Below are 19,128 nucleotides of genomic sequence, written 5' to 3'. Positions count from 1 at the left end.
TGATGGAGAAGGACCCGATCGTGAAGACGTTCACACTGCCCGGCACCGACATGGTCGTCCCGAACATCGTGCTCGGCCTGATGCGCATCCAGGACAAGAGCGACGCCGAGGTCCGCGAACTCCTCGCGACCGCGATGGACGCCGGCATCACGTTCCTCGACCACGCCGACGTGTACGGCAGCGAACTGCACGGCTGCGAGCGGCGTTTCGCCGAGGCGATGCGGCTGAGCCCCTCGCAGCGCGAAAAGCTGATCATCCAGTCGAAGGCGGGCATCGTCGGCGAAGGCCCGTACTTCGACTTCTCCTATGAGCACCTCGTCGAGTCGGTGGACGGTTCGCTCAAGGCTCTCGGCACCGACTACCTCGACATCCTGCTGCTGCACCGTCCCGACGCCCTGGTCGAACCCGAAGAGGTCGCGCGTGCCTTCGACGACCTGGCCGCGGCGGGCAAGGTGCGGGCCTTCGGCGTCTCGAACCACACCCCTCGCCAGATCGACCTGCTGCGCCGCCATGTCAGTCAGCCGCTGGTGGCGAACCAGCTCCAGCTGTCGATCACGCACGCCCCGCTCGTCGCGCAGGGCGTCGCGGCCAACATGCAGGGCCTGGACCAGTCGGTCAGCCGTGACGACGGGCTCCTGGACTACTGCCGACTGCACGACATCACCGTGCAGGCCTGGTCGCCGTTCCAGGCCGGCTTCTTCGACGGGCCCTTCCTCGGCTCCGAGCGCCACCCCGAACTCAACGCCGTCATCGACCGCCTGGCGGCGAAGTACGAGGTGCCGTCCCTGGCCATCGCGACGGCCTGGATCACCCGCCACCCCGCCCGGATGCAGGTGGTCATCGGCACGACCACCCCGCAGCGCGTCGCGGACGCCGCCCTCGGATCGGACGTCCCCCTGACCCGTGCGGAGTGGTACGAACTGTTCCGCGCCGCCCAGTACATCGTGCCCTGACCGTCGCCCCACCCGGACAGCGGCGAGCCGTACGCTCGCCGCTGCGCGGCGCTTCCGCGGGCGCTTCGAACCGCCCGCGGAACCTGACGGCCGACCGGTGGACCCGATCAGTAGGAGAACTGCTGGATCTGGCTGCCGTCGCCCGCGTACGTCCAGCCCGTGCGGGTTGCCGGGTCGAGCTGGACGGCGCGTTCGTGATGCGAGTCGAGCCGTCCGTTGTAGGCCCCGAACTGCGGGTACTCCACGCCGCTGACCGTTCCCACCGTCTTGCCGGTCCTCAGGTCGACGACGGCGATGCGGCCGGTGGCGTTGTTGTCGGTGAAGCCGTACTGCTGGAAGCCTCCGGTGGGTTGCAGGTCCGGGTAGCGGAAGCCGAGGAGCGCCAGGTGGTGCCGCCCGTCGACCGCGAGTGCGACGGGCGCCTGCGCCGTCCCCACGTTGACCGGGTCACCGCCGCCCAGCCGCGCCAGATACCCGGTGCCGGGGAAGTTCACGCTGATGGAGTGGTACCACGTCTCGTAGAGGTCGCCCTCTTCATCGGAGGCGAGGGTTCCGGCGCACGGGGTTCCGCCCGGGCCCTGGGTGACCGTACCCGTGTCCAGGTCGACCTCCGCCACCGTGCCGGAGCCGCTCCCGGCCAGGCAGTTGACGGTGGAGCCGGTCTTCTGCGCGGTGAAGACACCGGTCGTCCGGTCCAGCTCCAGCAGCCCGTAGGGGGCGCCGCCCACCGTGGCGGAGTCGAGCTGGAGGGGTGTGCCCAGGGTGCCGGTCGCCGTGTCCACGGGCAGGACGAAGCCCGCCCCGTCCCCGGTGCGGGACGCCAGCACGGCGGCCCGACGGCGTTCGTCGTCCACGCGCGCGCCGGTCACGACGTACTGGTCGTCGACGCGGGCGGGACGTCCGACGGCGTCACCGGTGCTCGTGTCGTAGGTCTCCAGCCACTGCTCGCCGGTGGTGGTCCGCTTGTGCAGCACGAGTGCGTGGTGGGAGGAGTCGACGCCGAACACCTCGTAGACCGAGCCGTAGGCGGGATCGCCGGTGAGCTTGCGTCCATAGGTTCCGTCGGCGGCGTCGTAGTCGTAGACCGAGCCCTCCGCGGTCGGGCTCTCGACCGACGCGACGGAGGTTCCTCCAGGAACGATCGCGAAATCGGTCAGGTTGGTGCCGTCCGGAGCCGGTCCGTCGTCGTAGGCCAGCAAGGACGTCGGTGACGCCTGCCCGAGGATCCCGCCGTTCCTGTCGAGGGCGAAGACCCGCAGGTCGTAGGCGATGGACGAGGGCAGCCCGAGCGCCCGGGCGTCGAGCTTCGCCGTGCCCCGCGTGCCCGTCAGCGAGCGGTGCAGCCTGGCCGGGCTGTCCACTCCGTCGTGGTCGCGGACGCTGCCGTTCTGGTTGCTGACCAGGTTGTAGGAGCCGTACATGTTCGGGCCGGGGGCGGAGAACTCCAGGAGCGTGCCGGTCGCGCCCTTGACCCGCGAGACGTCGTAGCTCACGGAGAACCGGGGCGCGGCCCGGGTGATCTCCAGCAGATGTCCGGATCCGGCGGACGGCCCCCCGGACGGCTCGGCGGCCAGGGCCGGTGCCGCGGGGCGCTGCGCGATGCTCCCGCCGTCGACCCGGACCGAGGCGAACTCCCCGTACAACGGCACGCCCCTGGCGCCGCCGGTGGGATTCTGGACGACGCCGATCCCGTAGATGCCGCCGCCCGCCGTGAAGGCGCCGGCCGGGACGGTGACCGTCCCCCTCGGTGCGGTCAGCGCAACGCTGTAGGAAGCGGAGAAGATGGGAGCCGCCGCCGGACTGAAGTGGCCGACCCCCGACACGACCAGCTCGGGCGAGCTGACGTTGCGCACTCCGGTGAGGTCGTAACGCACCCGTACCGAGTGACCCGCTGCGACCACGGGCTGGACCACCGGGGCGAGTGCCTCGGCGTATCCCCCGTCGGTGGGGCCGAAGGTCAGCTCGTGGCGCGCGGCCGCGAGCACCTGGCGGCCGTGGCGCACCTCGAAGGCGAGGGAGAGCCGGCGGTCGGTCGTGGAGGCGACGGGCAGACCCGCCGCGGTGAGCATCTGTGCGGGTGTCAGCCGCACCGCGGGAGTGGCGGAGGTGAACTCCCGCTTCCCGATGCGCAGCACGTACTCGATGCCCTTGTCTCCTGTCAGGCCGGTCACGTCGGCACCGATCGTCACCGGTCCCACCAGGCCCTCCCCGGTGGCACCGGACCCCGTGCCCGGTCCGGCCAGGTCGATGCGGCCCGGATCGGTGGACTCCAGGTAACTGCCGCCGAGGCCGCCGATGGTCTGGCGATGCGCCACGGACAGCCGCACGATCCTGGCCGCTCCGTTACCGGCGAGTCCGCCGTGTGCCCCGGCCAGTACGGCCTGCACGGCCGCCGTGACATCGAGCTGCGGGCCCACGTGCAGCGGCCGGTCGACCTGCGGCGGCGTGGGCACGGCGCGGCCGGTCCGTTCCAGCAGTGCGCGCACCTCGTCAGGTGAGGGGTGCCGGCCGGTCAGCCGCGAGGTCTGCAGTACGACCGCGGCGGCCGCCGCGATCTCGGGGGCGGAGGCGGAGGTGCCGCCGCTGAGGACCTCCGCGACGGACTGCGCGGTCTGCCCCTGGTGTTCGAAGGCGGGTATGCCGTCACTGGGCGCCGAGACGTCGACACGTGTGCCGAATCCCGAGGAGAAGACACCGGATCCGTTGAGCCTGGTGGTCGCCCAGGTGCCGGCCGTCGAGGCCGCGCCGCCGTCCTGCGGGGGAACGGACAGCGTGTCGTCGGTGGTCGTGCCGCCCGCGGCGATCGCCCCGGAATCGAGGACCCGGGTGGGCGTGGTCGACATCTGGTCGTCGTCGATACGGGTGGTGTCGGCGGGCTTGCGTGTCACGTCGGTCGGTGTGCTGCCGCCGTCCGGTCCGACGGCCGCGTTGGTGTACAGGCGGGTTCCGTCGTTCGACGAGACGACGACGGTGATGCCGTACTGCCGCACGATGGACGCGATCACGGACTGCTGGACGGGGTCGTCCTCCAGGTAGCGGCCGGGCATGCCGTAGGCGTCGGTGCCGTAGCCCAGGCTGGCGGTGATCACGTCGGGCCGCGGCGTCTGCCGGGCCGCGGCCAGCAGGGCGACGGCGATCTGGCTGAAGGTCGGCTCCTGCGGGACGACGAGCCGGTACTTGGCGCCCGGCGCGATGCCCAGCAGATCGGAGTCCCCGCTGCCCCGCATCCCCGGGCGCTGCGCCTCGTGCGGAAGCGGCGCCATCACGGAGAAGTCCAGGAGCACCTCGCCGAGCGCCGGGTCCTGTCCCTGGGTCGAGCCGGCCGGGTCGAGGGCACCGGTGGCGTCCGCGGTGTAGGTGGGGATCAGCGGCATGGTGGGGACGTCCAGGTACCGGCGGCCGTCGTGCAGGACGGTCGTCGGACCGGTCGAACCGAGGTTCGGCGTCGACTCGTCGGTGAGGTCGCCGATCGAGACGTTGGTGATGGTCTCTCCGGTGCCCGGCAGCTGGCCGAACTTCCGCTTGAGCAGGCTGTAGGCGCCGGTGACGTCGACGCCGCCGGCGTCGAGGAAGCTCTGCGTCGAGGTGGCGAGGGCCGCGTTGCCTGGGACACCGTCGGAGCCGGTCGTGCCGCTGTGCCGCGCCTTCGGCGTGTCCCGTCCGTCGCCGTCGGCGCCGCCGGTTGCGGCCGCGGTTCCCGGTGCGCGCAGGGGTACGGCGCCGGTGTTCATCGGCGAGACGGTCTGGTCGGGTTCCGCGTAGACGACGCCCGGTGTGGCGGCCAGTGTCCGGGCGGCGGCGGCGTCGTCGCCGCCGGCCAGCTGGACGACCTGGACCTTGGACAGATCGACCGCGCCGGCGCCGAGTTTCGCCCGGGCGGCCGTGTGCAGTGCGCGGCCCTGCGCGGCGGTGAGTCCCGGGACCAGGGGCCGGATGGAGACGGCGCGGGCGCGTCGCAGGGCGGTGTTCACCCCGGCGTCGGAGGTGAGCGGGGTGCGGACCCGGAGGTCGCTCCGCGCGCCCTTCCGTTCCCCGGTCACCTGGGCGCCGGGCCCCAGCACCACGAGGACCTGGTGAGGGCCGGCCGGCCTGGTCCGCGCGGGACCGGGCTTCAGGAAGGAGCCCACGGGACCGAGTGCGGAGGCACCCGGCACGGCTGACGGGGCGGCCGCGGCGAGCGCGTCCTTCGAGCCGGTGCCGGACGCCGTGGCAGCCGCTGCGGACGAGGCCGCGTACTGCACGGGCGTGCCGAGCAGCAGGGCCGCGATGGCTATCGCGCCGACGCCACGAGCGACCGCTCGTCTCCGCCGTTTCATGGGCACTCCACTTCTTGCCTGAGGAGATCGGGGAAAGAGAGGGCGTCGGCCGTCTGAACGGCGCCGACGCGTGGGGAATCTGTCAACCCGTGGGAGCCGGCACAAGATGACGGCCGTGGCGGACTTCCGTCAGCTGGCAGTGATCGGCCACGGGAGCCGCGGGGCGACGCGGTCCGCCCTTGGCCCAGGGGCGGACGCGGGCAGGAACGGACCGTGCGCGAGGATGGCGTGGTGGCCGCGTCGTGGCAGGTGGCGGCTGGTGGAAAGCGGATACCGGAGCTGGAATTGGAACTTGACGTCGTCGGCCTCAGCGACGAATCGCAGCTGGTCTACACCGTCCTGGTCGGGCTGCCCCGGGGCAGCGCCTCCGAGATCGCCGAAGCCTGCGGCATGGGTGCGGCGGTGGCCGGCCGTCATCTGTCCGCCCTGGTGAAGAACGGCCTCGCGATCAGGTCGGCGGGCCGCCCGCCTCGTTTCACGGCCGCCGCTCCGGACGTCGCCGTCACCGAGCTCATCCGGGAGAGCGAGCGCCGGCTCGACACGGCCCGCTCGCTGGTCCGGCAGCTCGCCGAGACGCATCGCGAGGCCAACCGGATCAGCGACCCGAGCATCGCCGTGGAGCTGCTCACCGGTCACGAGGACATCAATTCAGCCTTCCAGCGGCTCACCGGGAGCGCCCAGCACCGGATACGTGCCTTCGACCGGCCCCCCTATGTCAACCGCCCGGGCAGCGATCTGGAGAACCAGCGGCAGCGGCAGCACACCGGTGTCGCCCATCGCGTCATCTACGACCGGGCCGCCGTGGCGTGGCCGGGCCGGCTTCGCGACGACATCCTGCCGAGCGTGCGGGCCGGTGAAGAAGCCCGAGTGCGGGCGGAGTTGCCGCTGAAGCTGGTGATCGCCGACGACGGGTCGGCGATCATCCCCTTCAGTCTCGCCGCCGGCGGCCATTCCGTGGCCTACCTCATCCACCGTTCGCCCATTCTCGCCGCGCTGGAAGCACTCTTCGAGGCCGAGTGGGAACGTGCCACCCCGCTGCGGGACACCAGCCCGCCGGCCGCACGGAACGACGGCCCGGACGCCGACACGCGTGCCCTTCTGGGCCTGCTCGCGTCCGGCTGCACGGACGCGGCCATCGCCCGCACCCAGGGCTGGAGCGAGCGCACCACCCAGCGCCGCATCCACCGCCTGATGACCGAACTGGGCGCGGCCACCCGCTTCCAGGCGGCGGCACAGGCCGCCCGCCGCGGCTGGCTGCAGTGAGCGGTGTTCCGGCATCGCCGCCGCCGTCCGCACTTCGGTCATTCCGCGGGCCGGTGCGCCCGCCCCGCCTCGCGGAAGGCCTCCCAGGCGTCCGCCACCACCCCGACATGCCCGAGCTTGTCGGGGTTGTTCACGGTGCGGATCGCCTGGATCCGCCCATCGAGCACGTCAAGTGCCCAGGTGCTGAGGACCTGGCCGTCCCGGTCTCGGAAGATCGAGCCCGGCTGGCCGTTCACCTGCCGTGGCTCGACAGCGCCACCGCTCCTGACGAGCAGCGGGACGAACGACGCCAGCGCCCGGAGCACGTTCTCGGCGCCGAGGATGACGGGCTCGAACTGCGGTGCCTTGCCGCCGCTGTCGCCGGTCATGTGAACGTCGGCGGCCAGCAGCTCGGTCAGCCCGTCGACGTCTCCCGCGCGCAAGGCGTCGAAGAAGCGTCCGGCGAGCCTGTCGCGTTCCCTCCGGTCCGCCTCGAACCGGACCCGGCCCGCCTCCATGTGCCGGCGTGCCCGCACCGCGAGCTGGTGGCACGCCGCTTCCGAGCGTCCCACGGCCGACGCGATCTCCGGGAAGCCGAAGACGAACACCTCCCTCAGCACGAAGACCGCACGCTCCAGCGGAGTGAGCCGCTCCAGCAGGAGCAGGGCCGCCATCGACACCGAGTCCGCCAGTTCCGCCGACCGCACCGGATCCTCGTACGGGTCGGTCAGCAGCGGTTCGGGGAGCCACGGTCCGACGTACTCCTCCCTCCGGACGCGGGCCGAGCGCAGTACGTCGATCGAGATCCGGGTGACCACGGTCGACAGGAACGCCCTGGGCGACCCGGGCCGGGCCGGGGCGGCCTCATAGCGCAGCCATGCCTCCTGGACCGCGTCCTCCGCCTCGCTCACACTGCCCAGGATCCGGTAGGCGATCGAGAACAGCAGCGGCCGCAGCTCCTGGAACTCCTCGGTCCTCGTCACACCTGTTCCCCCTTCTTCGCGTGCATCCTGAACGACCCTGGTGGACGGACCTGCTACGGCTCCACACGCGCCCGACCCTCACCAGGGCACCGGGCCCTCCGCACCGAAGAGCCCTCCGGTCGGTCCGTCCGTGCCTAGCACGGCCAGGCGCACCACGCATGAGGCGCCCTGCGCGACCGTGAGGAACCCGGTGTGGTTGTTGCTGTCGGTGTCGACGAAGCCGGGGGCGACCGCGTTGACCGGGATGCCGTCCCTCCGCAGCTCGTTGGCGTACTGCACGGTCAGCGCCGTCAGCGCGGTCTTGGACGGCGCATACGCGGCGGACGGCAGCAGCGCGGCGAAGGGGCCGTCCGGATCGCTGGTGAGAGACAGCGACGCGGCGTGACTGCTGACGTTGACGACGCGTGGCGCCGGTGACCGCCGCAGCAGCGGCAGCATGGCATTGGTCACCTGGATCACCCCGAAGACGTTGGTCTCGAACACCGCCCGAACCATGTCCAGATCGACGGAGCTGGGAACCTGATCGTGGGCGTCGGCGGGCGACACCTGTCCGGAGCCGGTGATTCCGGCGTTGTTGATCAGTACGTCGAGACGACCGGAGCGATCCTCGACCCGCCTGGCGGCCTCCTGGACGGTGGCCGGGTCGGTGACGTCCAAGGTGACGGCGTACGCACGGCCACCGGCCGCGCGCACCGCCGCGGCGGCCTCCTCGCCGCGCAGCGGGTCCCTGGCGCCGATCACGACCGCCATACCCAGCGCGGCCAGTTGCTCGGCGACGCCACGCCCGATCCCCTTGTTGGCACCGGTGATCAGAGCGACCTCCTGGTGCGTGCTCTCGTCCCTCATCGTCTGCTCCCTGTTGTCGAGGCGGGCACTCCCGGATCCCGCCTTCACCACCTGAGACGAGACAGCCGGGCCGTCTCTGACACGCGGTCGGCCGCGGAACCGACGGACAGTCCAGGACCACATGGCTCAACGGCCTGTGACCTGCGAGGATCCTTCTCCGATCCATGATCCCGGGGAGTCCGAGCGTGAGGCCTTCGAGACCAGGCAGACCCCAGCAGACGCAGCACGGTGCAAGTCGGCCGCGCCGGCCACCACTGCCGTCTCCGTCACGGGGGTGCGGGGCCTGCGGCGGTTCCGGCGCTGACGGACTGCCGGTGCACGTGGTCAACGAGTCGGCCCGGGATGCTCTCGTGCTCGGTCGTCAGACGTGCGGAGAGCGCGGCGTGGTGGTCGGAGTCGGTCTGCCCGTTCACGGACCCGGAGCCCGGCAGGGCAGAGGGGGCGGTGGGCACCCGAGACGTGGTCCACGTGGTGGACCCGACCGGAAGTGCGTCGAGGGCCCACCGAGCTGGGAGGACCTCTGACACGGCCATGTGCGGGGGGCTTGGTCGCAGAACCGCCGGGATCAGGCTCCGCCCGCCTGCGGGGCACTGAGTGTTTCACCGCTACGAGCGCGGCCCCCCGGCGACGCCGACGGGGCCCCGGACACCACCCACCCTGGACCGCCACCGCGGCCCACGCCACCCGGCCGTGCGGCACGCCGTGGGCGCCAGACACCGCGTGGGGTGCGGGCGACGGTGACCAGTGAGATTCTGTACTTCCTGGAACCCGAGGGGCGACGGCGCGGCACTGGGCGCGGGCGGTTGCCCGAGGTGGTTGACGTCATGGGCATCATGAGAACGGGACGTCCGCGACGGCCCCTCACCCCCCTGGCCGCCGTCGTCAACGGCGTCGTCGCCGGCATCGCCGGGACGGTGTGCATGGATGCGGTGCGCTATCTGCGCTATCGACGCGCGGGCGGCACGGACAGTCCCAAGGGCTGGGAGTTCGCGCCGGTCAAGGACTGGGAAGAGGCGCCGGATCCGGGCAAGGTGGCGAAGCGGGTGCTGGAGGGGTTCACACAGCGTGAGATCCCTGACCGGTGGGCTTGGTTCACGAGCACGGCGATGCACTGGTCGTACGGCTCCGCGTGGGGAGCGCTGTACGGAATTGCCGCCGGATCGGCCCGGCGCCCGAATCCGTTGCTCGGCATTCCGCTCGGCGCGACCGTGTGCGCCAGCGCCTATCTGGTCCTCCCGCAGGCCGGGCTCTACGAGCCGATCTGGAAATACAGCGCGAGGACACTGGCCGACGACCTGAGCGCCCACCTCGTGTTCGGTCTGGGAACCGGCGCCTGCTTCTGGCTCACCAGCAGATACTGCTGACGCGGCGCTAGGCTGGGGGGAGTGCCTGGCATATCGGGGGGATCATGAACAGGCTCCTGGCGTCCGCGCTCACGGGCGTTGTCCTGCTCTCCGTGGCGAGTTGCGGCCAGCGCGGCGACTCGTTCCCGACGCGGTCGCACAACCCGGCCACATCGGCCGCTCCCACCCGCCCCGTTTCACCCCACTCCACAACCGCCGCCCCTAGCAGGGTGATTGAGGCGGCAAGGTCCACCCTGCTGGCGCAGATGTCCGTCAAGGACCTTCCGGGTCACGCCGGAACGGCCACCGCCAGCGTCGGCCGGCGCAGTGCCCTGTTCGTCTGGGCAACCGCCGACGGCCGTTTCTGCTCGGGCGCTGCTGGGGCCGACGGCGGATACACCGTGTCGACCTGTACCTCCTCCCCCGGCGACACCGCTTTCTCCTCCCGGCCCGGACTCGTCCCCCTCGTCACCATCGCGGCGATCGGCACGAGCCAGAACCTCGTGATCGGCGCGGACCGGGAAACCGTCCGGTCGGTGACGTGCAACGGCACACCCCTGACGTTCCGGCGGCTGAAGGGCGTTCTCGACCACAGGCGGGCGCTCTACGCCTTCGACCTTCCCGGTCAGACCGGTGGGTCCGTCACCGTGACCGCCGTCCGCGCGCACACCGCCGCCAAGGAACACGTGAACCTGCTCTGGAAGCGGCACGCGGGCCGTCCGATGTGCCACTGAGCGGATGCGCGAGCGGCGAAAACCGTGAAGCGGATCGGCGTCCGGCTCCGGAGCCGCCTCACAACTGGTCGTAGATGGCGGCGAGTTGGCGCAGAACGTCGGTCGCGGTGTCCAGGGCAGCGGTGTCGTGGCGGGCGAGCGCGCTGTCGAGGGCCCGGGCCAGGCCGACCTGACGTTCGTGGTGGCGACGGCGACCGGCGTCGGTGAGGGCGACCAGGACGGATCTCTTGTCGGCTGCGGGACGCTCGCGAGTGACGTAGCCGGCCGCGGCCAGACCGTTGACCAGCTGGGTGGTGGCGGCGCCGGTGGTCTCGGTGGCCGCGGCGAGCCGGCCGACCGGCAGCGGCCCCTCCTCGGCCAGCACCCGCAGAGCGCGGGCATGGGTGAGCGAGAGCGCGCCGGGGGTGCGGGTGGCGCGTCCGCGCAGGCGGGAGTCCGCGGCGCTGAGGCTGTAGGCGGCGCGCGCGAGCTGGTCGAGGGCCGTGTCGCGGGTAGGTTCGGGCATCGCCGGGTCTCCCTCTCTCCGATCGGTGGGCGGATTGACAATCAGCTTAACCTAAGTACTTATTTAATAAGTACTTAGGTATTGCCCCGGCGAATGCCTGCCACACCCTTCGAGTGAGGACATCCGACATGACTGCTCGTTCCACCGGTCAGAGCTGGGCCCTGGACATCGCCCTCGCCCAGGGCGGCTTCGACGCCCTGCACCCCCAGGCCAAGGGCACCCTGGAGCAGCTCGGCCACGACCACACCGACTTCGACAAGGTCTTCGACCTCGTACAGAGCGGCGTGATGCTGCCCAAGGCCTGGGCCACCGTCGCCGGACAGGCCGAGGAGCGCGCCGCCCACCACGAGCAGGGCGGCTTCGCGCAGACCGCGGCCGACCTGTACGTACGCGCCGCCGTGATGTGGGGCCGCGCCCAGTACTCGGTCTTCGACGCCGCCGACCCGCGCAAGCTCGCCTTCCGCGAACGCACCAACCACTGCGTCGACCGCCTGGGCGCGCTCCGCGACCACCGGGTGCGCCGCGTCGTCCTCGACTTCGAGGGCAAGGAGATCTTCGCCCTCCTCCACCTGCCGGCCGGTGACGTCCGCGACGCGCCCGCGGTGATCCTCGGCCCCGGGATGGACATGATCAAGGAGGACTACATCCAGGCGGCCGAGCGGTACTACACCTCCCGTGGCATCGTCGCCCTGTCCATCGAGGGCCCGGGCCAGGGCGAGAGCCGGGCCAACGGGCTGACCGTCGACCTCACCAACTACGAGCGTGCCATCAGCCGTTACATCGACCACCTGGCCTCGCTGCCGGAGGTCGACCCCGCCCGGATCGGCATGTTCGGCATCTCGATGAGCGGCTACTGGGGCTCACGCGCCGCCGCGACCGACCCCCGCCTGGCCGCGCTGGCCGCCTTCGAGGCCGTCACCGGCGATTTCACCACCATCTTCGAGCGCGCCCAGCCCACCTTCAAGAACAACTACATGTTCATGGCGGGTTACACCGACGAGGACGCCTTCGACACCGAACTGGCCGCCCGGATGCCGCTGGGCGACCTGGTCCGGGACATCACCTGCCCCGTCCTCTACGGCATCGGCGAATTCGACGAACTCACCGCGCTGGAGCAGGCGCTGGCCAGCTACGAGCGGGTCCGCGCGCCCAAGGAGCTGCGCGTCTACGAGAACGAGTTCCACCCGCTGGGCGGCACCGCCGCCGAGGTCTTCCGCTTCGGCGCGGAGTGGGTCGAGCGCGCCCTGAACGGCGAGTTCGCCGAGCCCGGCCGCGACGTACGCCACTACGTCCACAACGACGGCCGCACCACCGACGGCACCGCCGACCCCACCTGGTGGCTCGGCGCCGTCCCCACCCAGATCAGCGACGCCCGCCAGGCATGACGCCTCGGGACCGGCGGCCTGCCGGTGGCGGCGGTGAGGCACGCTGACGCACGGCAGGGTGCGCGATCCGAGTCGCCTACCGGCCCCTCGGTGGCAGGGCCTGCACTCCCCCGGATCAGGGCCTCCGCGCCGCGCGGCCCGTCCCCGACGGGCGCCCGCGTCTTCTGGCCGGGCCCGCGCGGAGCGCCACCGGGGCCGCGGGCTGTGCCGCCGACCCCTAACAGGCCGCCGGCCGGCGAGCCCGGGACGCCGCCGACTCCGTACCCTGGCGGCATGCGCATGCGCCCCACCCTGAGCTGGACCCCCGCCGCGGACCTGCCGCCGGGTACCACCGACCTGGAACCGGTCGTCGCCGCGCTGAGCGCCGGCGGTGTACTGGTGCTCAGCGGCGCGGGTATCTCCACGGAGTCGGGCATCCCGGACTACCGGGGCAAGGACGGGAGCCTGAGCCGGCACACGCCGATGACCTACCAGGACTTCACCGGCAGCGCGCACGCGCGGCGCCGCTACTGGGCGCGCAGCCACCTCGGCTGGCGCACCTTCGGCCGCGCCCTCCCCAATGCCGGGCACCTGGCGGTGGCCGCCTTCGCACGGCACGCGCACGTCTCGGGTGTCATCACCCAGAACGTCGACGGTCTGCACCAGGCCGCCGGCAGCGAGGGTGTCGTGGAACTCCACGGCAGCCTCGACCGGGTCGTCTGCCTCTCCTGCGGCGCCTACAGCCCGCGGCGCGTACTCGCTCGGCGGTTGGAGGCGGAGAACCCGGGCTTCGACCCGGTGGCCGCCGGGATCAACCCGGATGGTGACGCCGACCTCACCGACGCGCAGGTCGGCGATTTCCGCACGGTGCCCTGCGCCGACTGCGGCGGCGTCCTCAAGCCGGACGTGGTGTTCTTCGGCGAGGCCGTTCCGCCGCAGCGCGTCGAGCACTGCCGGGGGCTGGTCCGTGACGCGTCCTCACTGCTGGTCCTGGGCTCCTCGCTGACGGTGATGTCCGGACTCCGGTTCGTCCGCCAGGCACACCAGGAGGGGAAGCCGGTGGTGATCGTCAACCAGGACCCGACCCGGGGCGACCCGCACGCCCTCACCCGCGTCGCGCTCCCCCTGGGTCCGGCCCTGACCACCGTGGCCCACCGGCTGGGCATCCCGGTCGGTGCCGGGCCTGCCGGCTGAGGCGCCTTACGGCCCGGGTGCGCCTCCGGGCGGGGAGCGGGGGGCTACAGCTTCCAGCTCCGCAGTTGCTCGGCGACGTCCTGGACGCTGATCCGGGTGTCACGGACCTTGCGGACCAGGTCGGACAGGGCGCCACAGGGAGCGTCGATGCCCTCGCCGGCCTGTGCCACATGTACTGGGCGGCGATGAACGCGGCGTACAGGCTGTTGCGGTGCGGAAGCGGCTCCAGGCGCACGATGGTGTGCAGCAGGGCCGCGGCGCGCCAGGCGGTGTCCGGATCGGCTGTCGCGAGGGTCGGCATCCAGTAGGTGCCTGCCGGTGAACCGGGATGCCGTTCCGTCCTCGTGGCCGGCGGTGGTGTGAAGCGGGGCCCGGGGACAGAATTGTGATCAGTGGGACCGCGTTCTCACAGCCACGCGCCGCAAGGTCGGTGTCCCGCCCGACGGAAGGTGGTAGACGTGCGGCACTACGATCTCGTCATCCTGGGGGCAGGCAGCGGCAACATGCTGCTGTCCGAGGAGTTCGACCGCCTGCGGACCGCCATCGTCGAACCGGACCGTTTCGGCGGCACCTGTCTGAACCGGGGGTGCATCCCGAGCAAGATGTTCGTCGTCGCCGCGGACGCCGCCGAGGGGGCGCGGACGGCGCAGCGCCTCGGCGTCCACGCGAGTGTGTCGCACGTCGACTGGAAGTCCGTCCGGGACCGTGTCTTCGGCCGGATCGATCCGCTGCACGAGAGTGCGGTGGAGTACCGCAGAGGCCAGGGCGTCGACGTGTTCACCGAACCCGCGCGCTTCGTCGCCCCGAAGGTCCTGGAGGTCGGGGCCGAGCGGATCACCGCCGAGACGATCGTCGTGGCCGTCGGGTCGCGGCCGGTGGTGCCGGACGTCCCCGGCCTCGACACCGTCGCCTTCCACACCTCGGACACCATCATGCGGATCGACGCCCTGCCCGCGTCCCTGCTGGTGCTCGGCGGCGGCTTCATCGCCGCCGAGTTCGGCCACGTGTTCACCTCGTTCGGCGCGGACGTCACGATCGTGCAGCGCGGGCCACGCCTGCTCATGGCGGAGGACGAGCAGGTGTCGCGGCGCTTCACCGAGCTCGCCGCGCAGCGGCACCGTGTGCTGCTCGGTGCCCGGGTCACCTCGGTGGAACCGAAGGGGGACGGTGTGGCGGCGCTGGTGACATGTCCGGACGGTGAGCATGCCGTCGAGGCCGACATGCTGCTGGTGTGCGTCGGCCGCAGGCCCAACACCGACCGGCTGCGGGCCGTCGACGGCGGGCTGGAGCTGGACGAACACGGTCACATCGTCACCGACGACGCCTACCGCACGTCCGTGCCCGGGGTGTGGGCACTCGGCGACGCGGTGAACCACTTCCAGCTCAAGCACGTGGCGAACGCCGAGTCGCGAGTGGTGCGGCACAACATCCTCCATCCGCAGGACGTGCGGACGCTGCAGAACAAGGTGGCGCCGCACGCGGTGTTCACCAGCCCTCAGGTCGCCAGTGTCGGCCTCACGGAGCAGGAGGCCCGGCGGCGCGGCATCGACTGCCTGGTGAGCGTCCGCGACTACGCCGACACCGCCTACGGATGGGCCCTCGAGGACACCACCAGCTTCGTGAAACTCCTCGCGAGTCCGGCCGATCGGCTGCTCCTGGGCGCCCACATCATCGGGCCCCAGGCCGCGACGCTCATCCAGCCCCTGATCCAGGCCATGTCCCTGGGACTGACGGTGGACCGGATCGGGCGGGACGTGCTGTACATCCACCCGGCCCTCACGGAGGCCGTCGAGCAGGCGCTGCTGAACCTGTAGTCGCGCGACGCCGAGGCGGGCCGCTCCGTTCAGCGGCGCTCGGACCTCTCGCCCGCCGCGTCCGGCGGGTCGTCGCGCAGCCAGCGTGAATGGTGCCGCGCCGCCCAGGAGCGGCTCACGTATCCCGTGCGCATCCCGAGCCTGGCCTCGGGGTCCTGGTACGCCTTGCGCAGGTGCCCGAGCAGGACGCCGGCGATCGCCCAGGCGAGGCAGTCGTGGACGAAGATCGCGCTGGTGCGGGAGATGAACGGCAGGAGCCCGAGGAACCACATGAGCAGACCGGTGAACATCATCACCAGCACGGCACCCGCGATCCAGCCCGCGTAGATCTTCTGCCCGGCGTTGAACTTGCCCGCCGGACGGGCCTCCGGCCAGTCACGGCGTCTGCGCACCGCCCTGAGCCACTGCCTGTCGTACACCGCGAAGCGGTTCAGGCGGCGCAGGTCCGCGCGGAAGTCCCGGGAGAAGAGCCCCAGCAGGAGGGGAACGGGCAGACAGATGCCCGACCACTCGTGGACGGTGACCATCAGGTGACGCCGGCCGACGGCCTGGGCCAGTGGTGCGATGTACAGGCAGGCGGCGGTGACCAGGCAGAGCAGCATGAGCCAGCCGGTCGCCCGGTGGACCAGGCGCTGGGCCCGGCCGAACCTGCGGACCCGGTCGGTCCCCTCAGACCGCGCCGCCGCGGTCGGCACCGTCGAGCCAGCCGTCGACCGCATATCCGCGCTCCTCCCAGTAGCCGGGGACGACCTCGTCGGTGACCGAGATACCGGACAGCCACTTGGCCGACTTGTAGAAGTACATGGGGGCCACGTAGAGCCGTGCCGGTCCCCCGTGTTCGTGGGTGAGGGGTTTGTCCTGCATCCTGAGCGCCACCAGCACGTCCGAGCGGCGCGCCTGTTCGAGGCTGAGGCTTTCGGTGTAGGCGCCGTCGAAGCAGGTGAAGCGGACGGCCGCGCCCTCGGAGCGCACTCCGGTGGCGTCGAGGAGGTCCGACAGCCGCACGCCCTCGAAGGGCGTGTCGTTGACGCGCCACCCGTCGGTGCACAGGACGTCCGCGACGATCCGCGTCTGCCGCATGGCCCGCAGTTCGGGCAGCGTGAAGGTTCTCGGCCGGTCGACGAGGCCGTCTATCCGCAGTTCGTAGGTGGTGTCGTTCTTACGGGGCACCGAGCCCACGACGCTGTAGTAGCGGAACCCTCCGGGGTTGGGGAGCAGGCCCGTCAGGCCCGTCGCGTCGACCTGGGAGGCGGCGCCCAGGAACCCCTCCCAGCCACGTTGCAGGTACGGGGCGGTCGCGAGGCCCGCCGCACCGGCGGCGAGCATGCCCAGCAGGGCGCGGCGCCCGACCGGCGCCCCGTCCGGGCTCCGCTTCGGCTGTTCTGCCATGTCGAGTGGTCCTTCGCGATGGGGGCACCGGGCCACGCGGACCGACGATGCACCGGCAGCGTACGTAACCTGTTCAAGCGGTGACGATCATGGCATGGTCATTCGTCGACCGTCAACGGTCACCCCTTCATCCAGGCCTGTTGGAGATGTAGTTCACAGGAGCGGACGTCGGTCACACCATCACGGAGCGGCCTCACCGCACACCTCGATCACCTGTCAGAATAGTGACGGCAGTCACGACTGTGCCGCCCCTGACCCGCACCTGACGCCGACGCGGACGCCAGGCCGTTCGGTCAGGCGGCGACTTCGAGGACGACGCGGAACCGCGCCTTGCCGGAGAGCATCCGCTCGTAGGCGTCCATGGCCCGCTCGAAGGGCATCGTCTCGATCGAAGGGCGGACGCCGTGGGCCAGCGTGAAGCCGAGGTTGTCCTCGTTCTCGATCGACGAACCCGTCAGGCTGCCGACGATGCTCCGGGTACCGAAGATCAGGTCGGGGGTGGAGACCGACATCGGGTCGGGCGCGGCACCCACGACGACGAGCTTCCCGCCGGGCGCCAGACCGCGCAGCAGGGGGTTCATCGACGCGCCGCTCGACGCCGTGGCCACGACGAGCGAGGCACCGCCCAGGCCGGCGAGGGCCGCGCCGGGGTCGGTCTCCGAGCTGTCGATGTACTCATGAGCTCCCAGCTCACGGGCGAGCGGCTCCTTGTCCTTGCCGCGGGCGACGGCGGCGACCCGGTAGCCGAGGCTGCGCGCGTACTGGAGGGCCAGGTGCCCCAGCCCCCCGATGCCCTGCACGGCGACCAGGCTGCCCGCCCGGACGGAGTCCTGCTGGAGCGCGGAGAAGGTGGTCAGTCCGGCGCACAGCAGCGGGGCGGCCTCGGCCGCGGACATGCCGTCGGGGATGCGGACCAGTCCGCTGGCACGCGCGTAGGCCACCTCCGCGTAGCCGCCGTCGACGTTCGTGCCGGTCTGCCCCTGGTCGAGGCAGTTGACGAAGTCGCCCCGGCGACATGGCTCGCACTCCCCGCAGTGTCCGTTGAGGAAGCCGACACCGACGCGGTCGCCGGGGTGCCAGGCGGTGACGCCCGGCCCCACGGCGTCGATCACGCCGACGATCTCGTGTCCGGGCACGAGCGGGCTCGACGGGTCGGCGCGCAGGCCCTCCACGGCAAGGACGTCGGTGTGGCAGACGCCGCAGGTCTGCACCCGGAGCCGGACATGGCCGGGCGCCGGGTCGACCAGCTCACGCTCGACCAGCCGGAGGCTGTGGACTCCGGTGGCTTCGAAGGCCCGGTAGGTGGTGGACATGGAGGCTCCCTCGGTACCGCCCGGCCGGCACGGGCCGGCGGGCTCTCTTCTTGCGATGGCGGTTCAATATGACCAGTCGTCTTAATTGACGTCAAGTCCGAGCGGGCAAGGATGCGCGAGCCCGCGACGTACCCTTGACAGTGATCAAGACGACCGGACATATTGATCGGGAGGTGATCGGGATGGCACGCGCATCGAAGCGCGAGGAGATTGCGCAGGCGGCACTGGAGCAGTTCCGTACCCGGGGCTTCAACGCCACCGGTATCAGCGACATCACCTCGGCCGCCGGCGCCCCGAAGGGTTCTTTCTACAACCACTTCGCCAGCAAGGAGGACAGCGCCCTGGAGGCGCTCGGCCGCTATGCCGTCGGCCTGCGCTTCGACATGCTCGACATGCCCGGCCCTCCGCTGGAACGGCTCCGGGCGCACTTCGAGTTCATGGGCTCGGACACCGTGGACAGCGGCTTCGCCCGCGGGTGCCTGGTCGGGAACTTCGGTGCCGAGGTGGCCGACCACTCCGAGGAGATCCGCTCGGCGGTCCGGCGCGGCTTTCAGCAGTGGGCCTCGCACATCGAGCGGGTACTTGCCGAGGCCCGGGAATCGGGCGACATCAGCGCCTCGCTCGACCTGCCGGCGACCGCGCTCTTCGTTCTCAGCGCCTGGGAGGGTGCCCTGATCGCGGCCCGCGCCGACAAGTCCTCCGCCCCCTTGGACGCGTTCTTCCACATCGTCTTCGACGTCGTGCTCCGCTGAGCCCGCGGGTCACGAACGAGCAGCGCCCCGACACCGTGCGGTGTCGGGGCGCTGCTCCTCGTGGCCGTCCGGCTTCGCGCCTACGACTGCGGGCGACTGCTCCAGATGACGCTGCGGTCCTCGTATTCGAGGTCGGATGCGACCGGGTCTTCTCCGCCGCGCTCAGCGGTGACGCTTCGGCACAGCACGAACCCCGATCCGCTCTCGGACCGAAGGACGACCGGCAGATAGAGCTCTCTGCGCGACGGGGCGATTCCGGAGAATCCGAGAATCTCCTCGGCTTCGGTGGTGCTCGCGGCACAGAGTTCGATCGACTTGTAGTGCTGGACCAGCTGCATGGCGCTCACCCCTTCGAAACGCAGGTCCAGACATACGGTGTC

16 protein-coding genes and 1 pseudogene are annotated in these 19,128 nt (G+C 71.4%); 8 read left to right on the top strand and 9 right to left on the bottom strand.

Annotation, left to right across the window (positions count from 1 at the left end; all coding sequences use genetic code 11):
* Nucleotides 1-20: 20 nt before the first annotated feature.
* Nucleotides 21-953, top strand: coding sequence for an aldo/keto reductase family oxidoreductase (locus ACFXI4_RS25025; RefSeq protein ID WP_384994685.1), 933 nt, complete (start codon nt 21-23; stop codon nt 951-953).
* A gap of 107 nt (nt 954-1,060) precedes the next feature.
* Here the strand turns inward: ACFXI4_RS25025 and ACFXI4_RS25020 are convergent, their stop codons facing one another.
* Entirely contained in the window at nt 1,061-5,269 is a 4,209-nt protein-coding gene (locus ACFXI4_RS25020) for a S8 family serine peptidase (RefSeq protein WP_384994682.1), read from the bottom strand.
* Nucleotides 5,270-5,482: 213 nt separating this feature from the next.
* On the opposite strand from ACFXI4_RS25020, the gene ACFXI4_RS25015 reads away from it, so the two are divergent.
* A complete protein-coding gene (locus tag ACFXI4_RS25015; protein ID WP_384994679.1) occupies nt 5,483-6,532 on the top strand; it encodes a helix-turn-helix domain-containing protein in 1,050 nt (349 codons plus the stop codon).
* A gap of 38 nt (nt 6,533-6,570) precedes the next feature.
* Here ACFXI4_RS25015 and ACFXI4_RS25010 read toward each other — a convergent pair whose 3' ends face one another.
* Nucleotides 6,571-7,494 (bottom strand): RNA polymerase sigma-70 factor, encoded by a 924-nt coding sequence (locus tag ACFXI4_RS25010; RefSeq protein ID WP_384994675.1) that lies wholly within the window; start codon nt 7,492-7,494, stop codon nt 6,571-6,573.
* 78 nt (nt 7,495-7,572) lie between these two features.
* Nucleotides 7,573-8,340: an SDR family NAD(P)-dependent oxidoreductase gene (locus tag ACFXI4_RS25005; RefSeq protein ID WP_384994673.1), complete on the bottom strand. Its 768-nt coding sequence runs from the start codon at nt 8,338-8,340 to the stop codon at nt 7,573-7,575.
* Between the two features lie 824 nt (nt 8,341-9,164).
* Between ACFXI4_RS25005 and ACFXI4_RS25000 the strand changes: the two genes are divergently transcribed.
* The gene (locus ACFXI4_RS25000) at nt 9,165-9,704 is read left to right on the top strand and encodes a hypothetical protein (protein ID WP_384994671.1); all 540 of its coding nucleotides are present in this window, start codon (nt 9,165-9,167) and stop codon (nt 9,702-9,704) included.
* A 209-nt stretch (nt 9,705-9,913) separates the two neighbouring features.
* Entirely contained in the window at nt 9,914-10,417 is a 504-nt protein-coding gene (locus ACFXI4_RS24995) for a hypothetical protein (RefSeq protein WP_384994669.1), read from the top strand.
* A gap of 58 nt (nt 10,418-10,475) precedes the next feature.
* Here ACFXI4_RS24995 and ACFXI4_RS24990 read toward each other — a convergent pair whose 3' ends face one another.
* Nucleotides 10,476-10,922, bottom strand: coding sequence for a MarR family winged helix-turn-helix transcriptional regulator (locus ACFXI4_RS24990; protein ID WP_384994667.1), 447 nt, complete (start codon nt 10,920-10,922; stop codon nt 10,476-10,478).
* Nucleotides 10,923-11,050: 128 nt separating this feature from the next.
* Here ACFXI4_RS24990 and ACFXI4_RS24985 point away from each other — a divergent pair, with 128 nt between their 5' ends.
* Nucleotides 11,051-12,307 (top strand): alpha/beta hydrolase, encoded by a 1,257-nt coding sequence (locus ACFXI4_RS24985; RefSeq protein WP_384994665.1) that lies wholly within the window; start codon nt 11,051-11,053, stop codon nt 12,305-12,307.
* Between the two features lie 273 nt (nt 12,308-12,580).
* Nucleotides 12,581-13,480, top strand: coding sequence for an NAD-dependent protein deacetylase (locus tag ACFXI4_RS24980; RefSeq protein ID WP_384994662.1), 900 nt, complete (start codon nt 12,581-12,583; stop codon nt 13,478-13,480).
* A gap of 44 nt (nt 13,481-13,524) precedes the next feature.
* Here ACFXI4_RS24980 and ACFXI4_RS24975 read toward each other — a convergent pair.
* Nucleotides 13,525-13,781: pseudogene (locus tag ACFXI4_RS24975) on the bottom strand (toxin Doc); the annotation flags it as partial.
* A gap of 157 nt (nt 13,782-13,938) precedes the next feature.
* On the opposite strand from ACFXI4_RS24975, the gene ACFXI4_RS24970 reads away from it, so the two are divergent.
* The gene (locus ACFXI4_RS24970; RefSeq protein WP_384994660.1) at nt 13,939-15,294 is read left to right on the top strand and encodes a mycothione reductase; all 1,356 of its coding nucleotides are present in this window, start codon (nt 13,939-13,941) and stop codon (nt 15,292-15,294) included.
* Between the two features lie 29 nt (nt 15,295-15,323).
* Here the strand turns inward: ACFXI4_RS24970 and ACFXI4_RS24965 are convergent, their stop codons facing one another.
* The 3 genes from ACFXI4_RS24965 to ACFXI4_RS24955 form a co-directional block, all read right to left on the bottom strand.
* On the bottom strand, nt 15,324-16,013 hold the full coding sequence (locus tag ACFXI4_RS24965; RefSeq protein ID WP_384994658.1) for a cytochrome b/b6 domain-containing protein: 690 nt from the start codon (nt 16,011-16,013) through the stop codon (nt 15,324-15,326).
* Nucleotides 15,964-16,683, bottom strand: coding sequence for a molybdopterin-dependent oxidoreductase (locus ACFXI4_RS24960; protein ID WP_384994655.1), 720 nt, complete (start codon nt 16,681-16,683; stop codon nt 15,964-15,966). Before ACFXI4_RS24960 ends, ACFXI4_RS24965 begins: the two co-directional genes overlap by 50 nt.
* A 293-nt stretch (nt 16,684-16,976) precedes the next feature.
* Nucleotides 16,977-17,996, bottom strand: coding sequence for an alcohol dehydrogenase catalytic domain-containing protein (locus ACFXI4_RS24955; RefSeq protein ID WP_384994652.1), 1,020 nt, complete (start codon nt 17,994-17,996; stop codon nt 16,977-16,979).
* A 182-nt stretch (nt 17,997-18,178) separates the two neighbouring features.
* On the opposite strand from ACFXI4_RS24955, the gene ACFXI4_RS24950 reads away from it, so the two are divergent.
* On the top strand, nt 18,179-18,748 hold the full coding sequence (locus tag ACFXI4_RS24950) for a TetR family transcriptional regulator C-terminal domain-containing protein (protein ID WP_384994649.1): 570 nt from the start codon (nt 18,179-18,181) through the stop codon (nt 18,746-18,748).
* Nucleotides 18,749-18,828: 80 nt separating this feature from the next.
* Here the strand turns inward: ACFXI4_RS24950 and ACFXI4_RS24945 are convergent, their stop codons facing one another.
* The gene (locus tag ACFXI4_RS24945) at nt 18,829-19,086 is read right to left on the bottom strand and encodes a hypothetical protein (protein WP_384994647.1); all 258 of its coding nucleotides are present in this window, start codon (nt 19,084-19,086) and stop codon (nt 18,829-18,831) included.
* Nucleotides 19,087-19,128 lie beyond the last annotated feature (42 nt).

Origin of the sequence: Streptomyces sp. NPDC059224 (assembly GCF_042754285.1) — a bacterium.
In the GTDB taxonomy this organism is placed as follows: domain Bacteria; phylum Actinomycetota; class Actinomycetes; order Streptomycetales; family Streptomycetaceae; genus Streptomyces.
The sequence above is the reverse complement of the archived record's forward strand: the minus strand, read 5'-3'. Positions and strand labels throughout refer to the sequence as shown.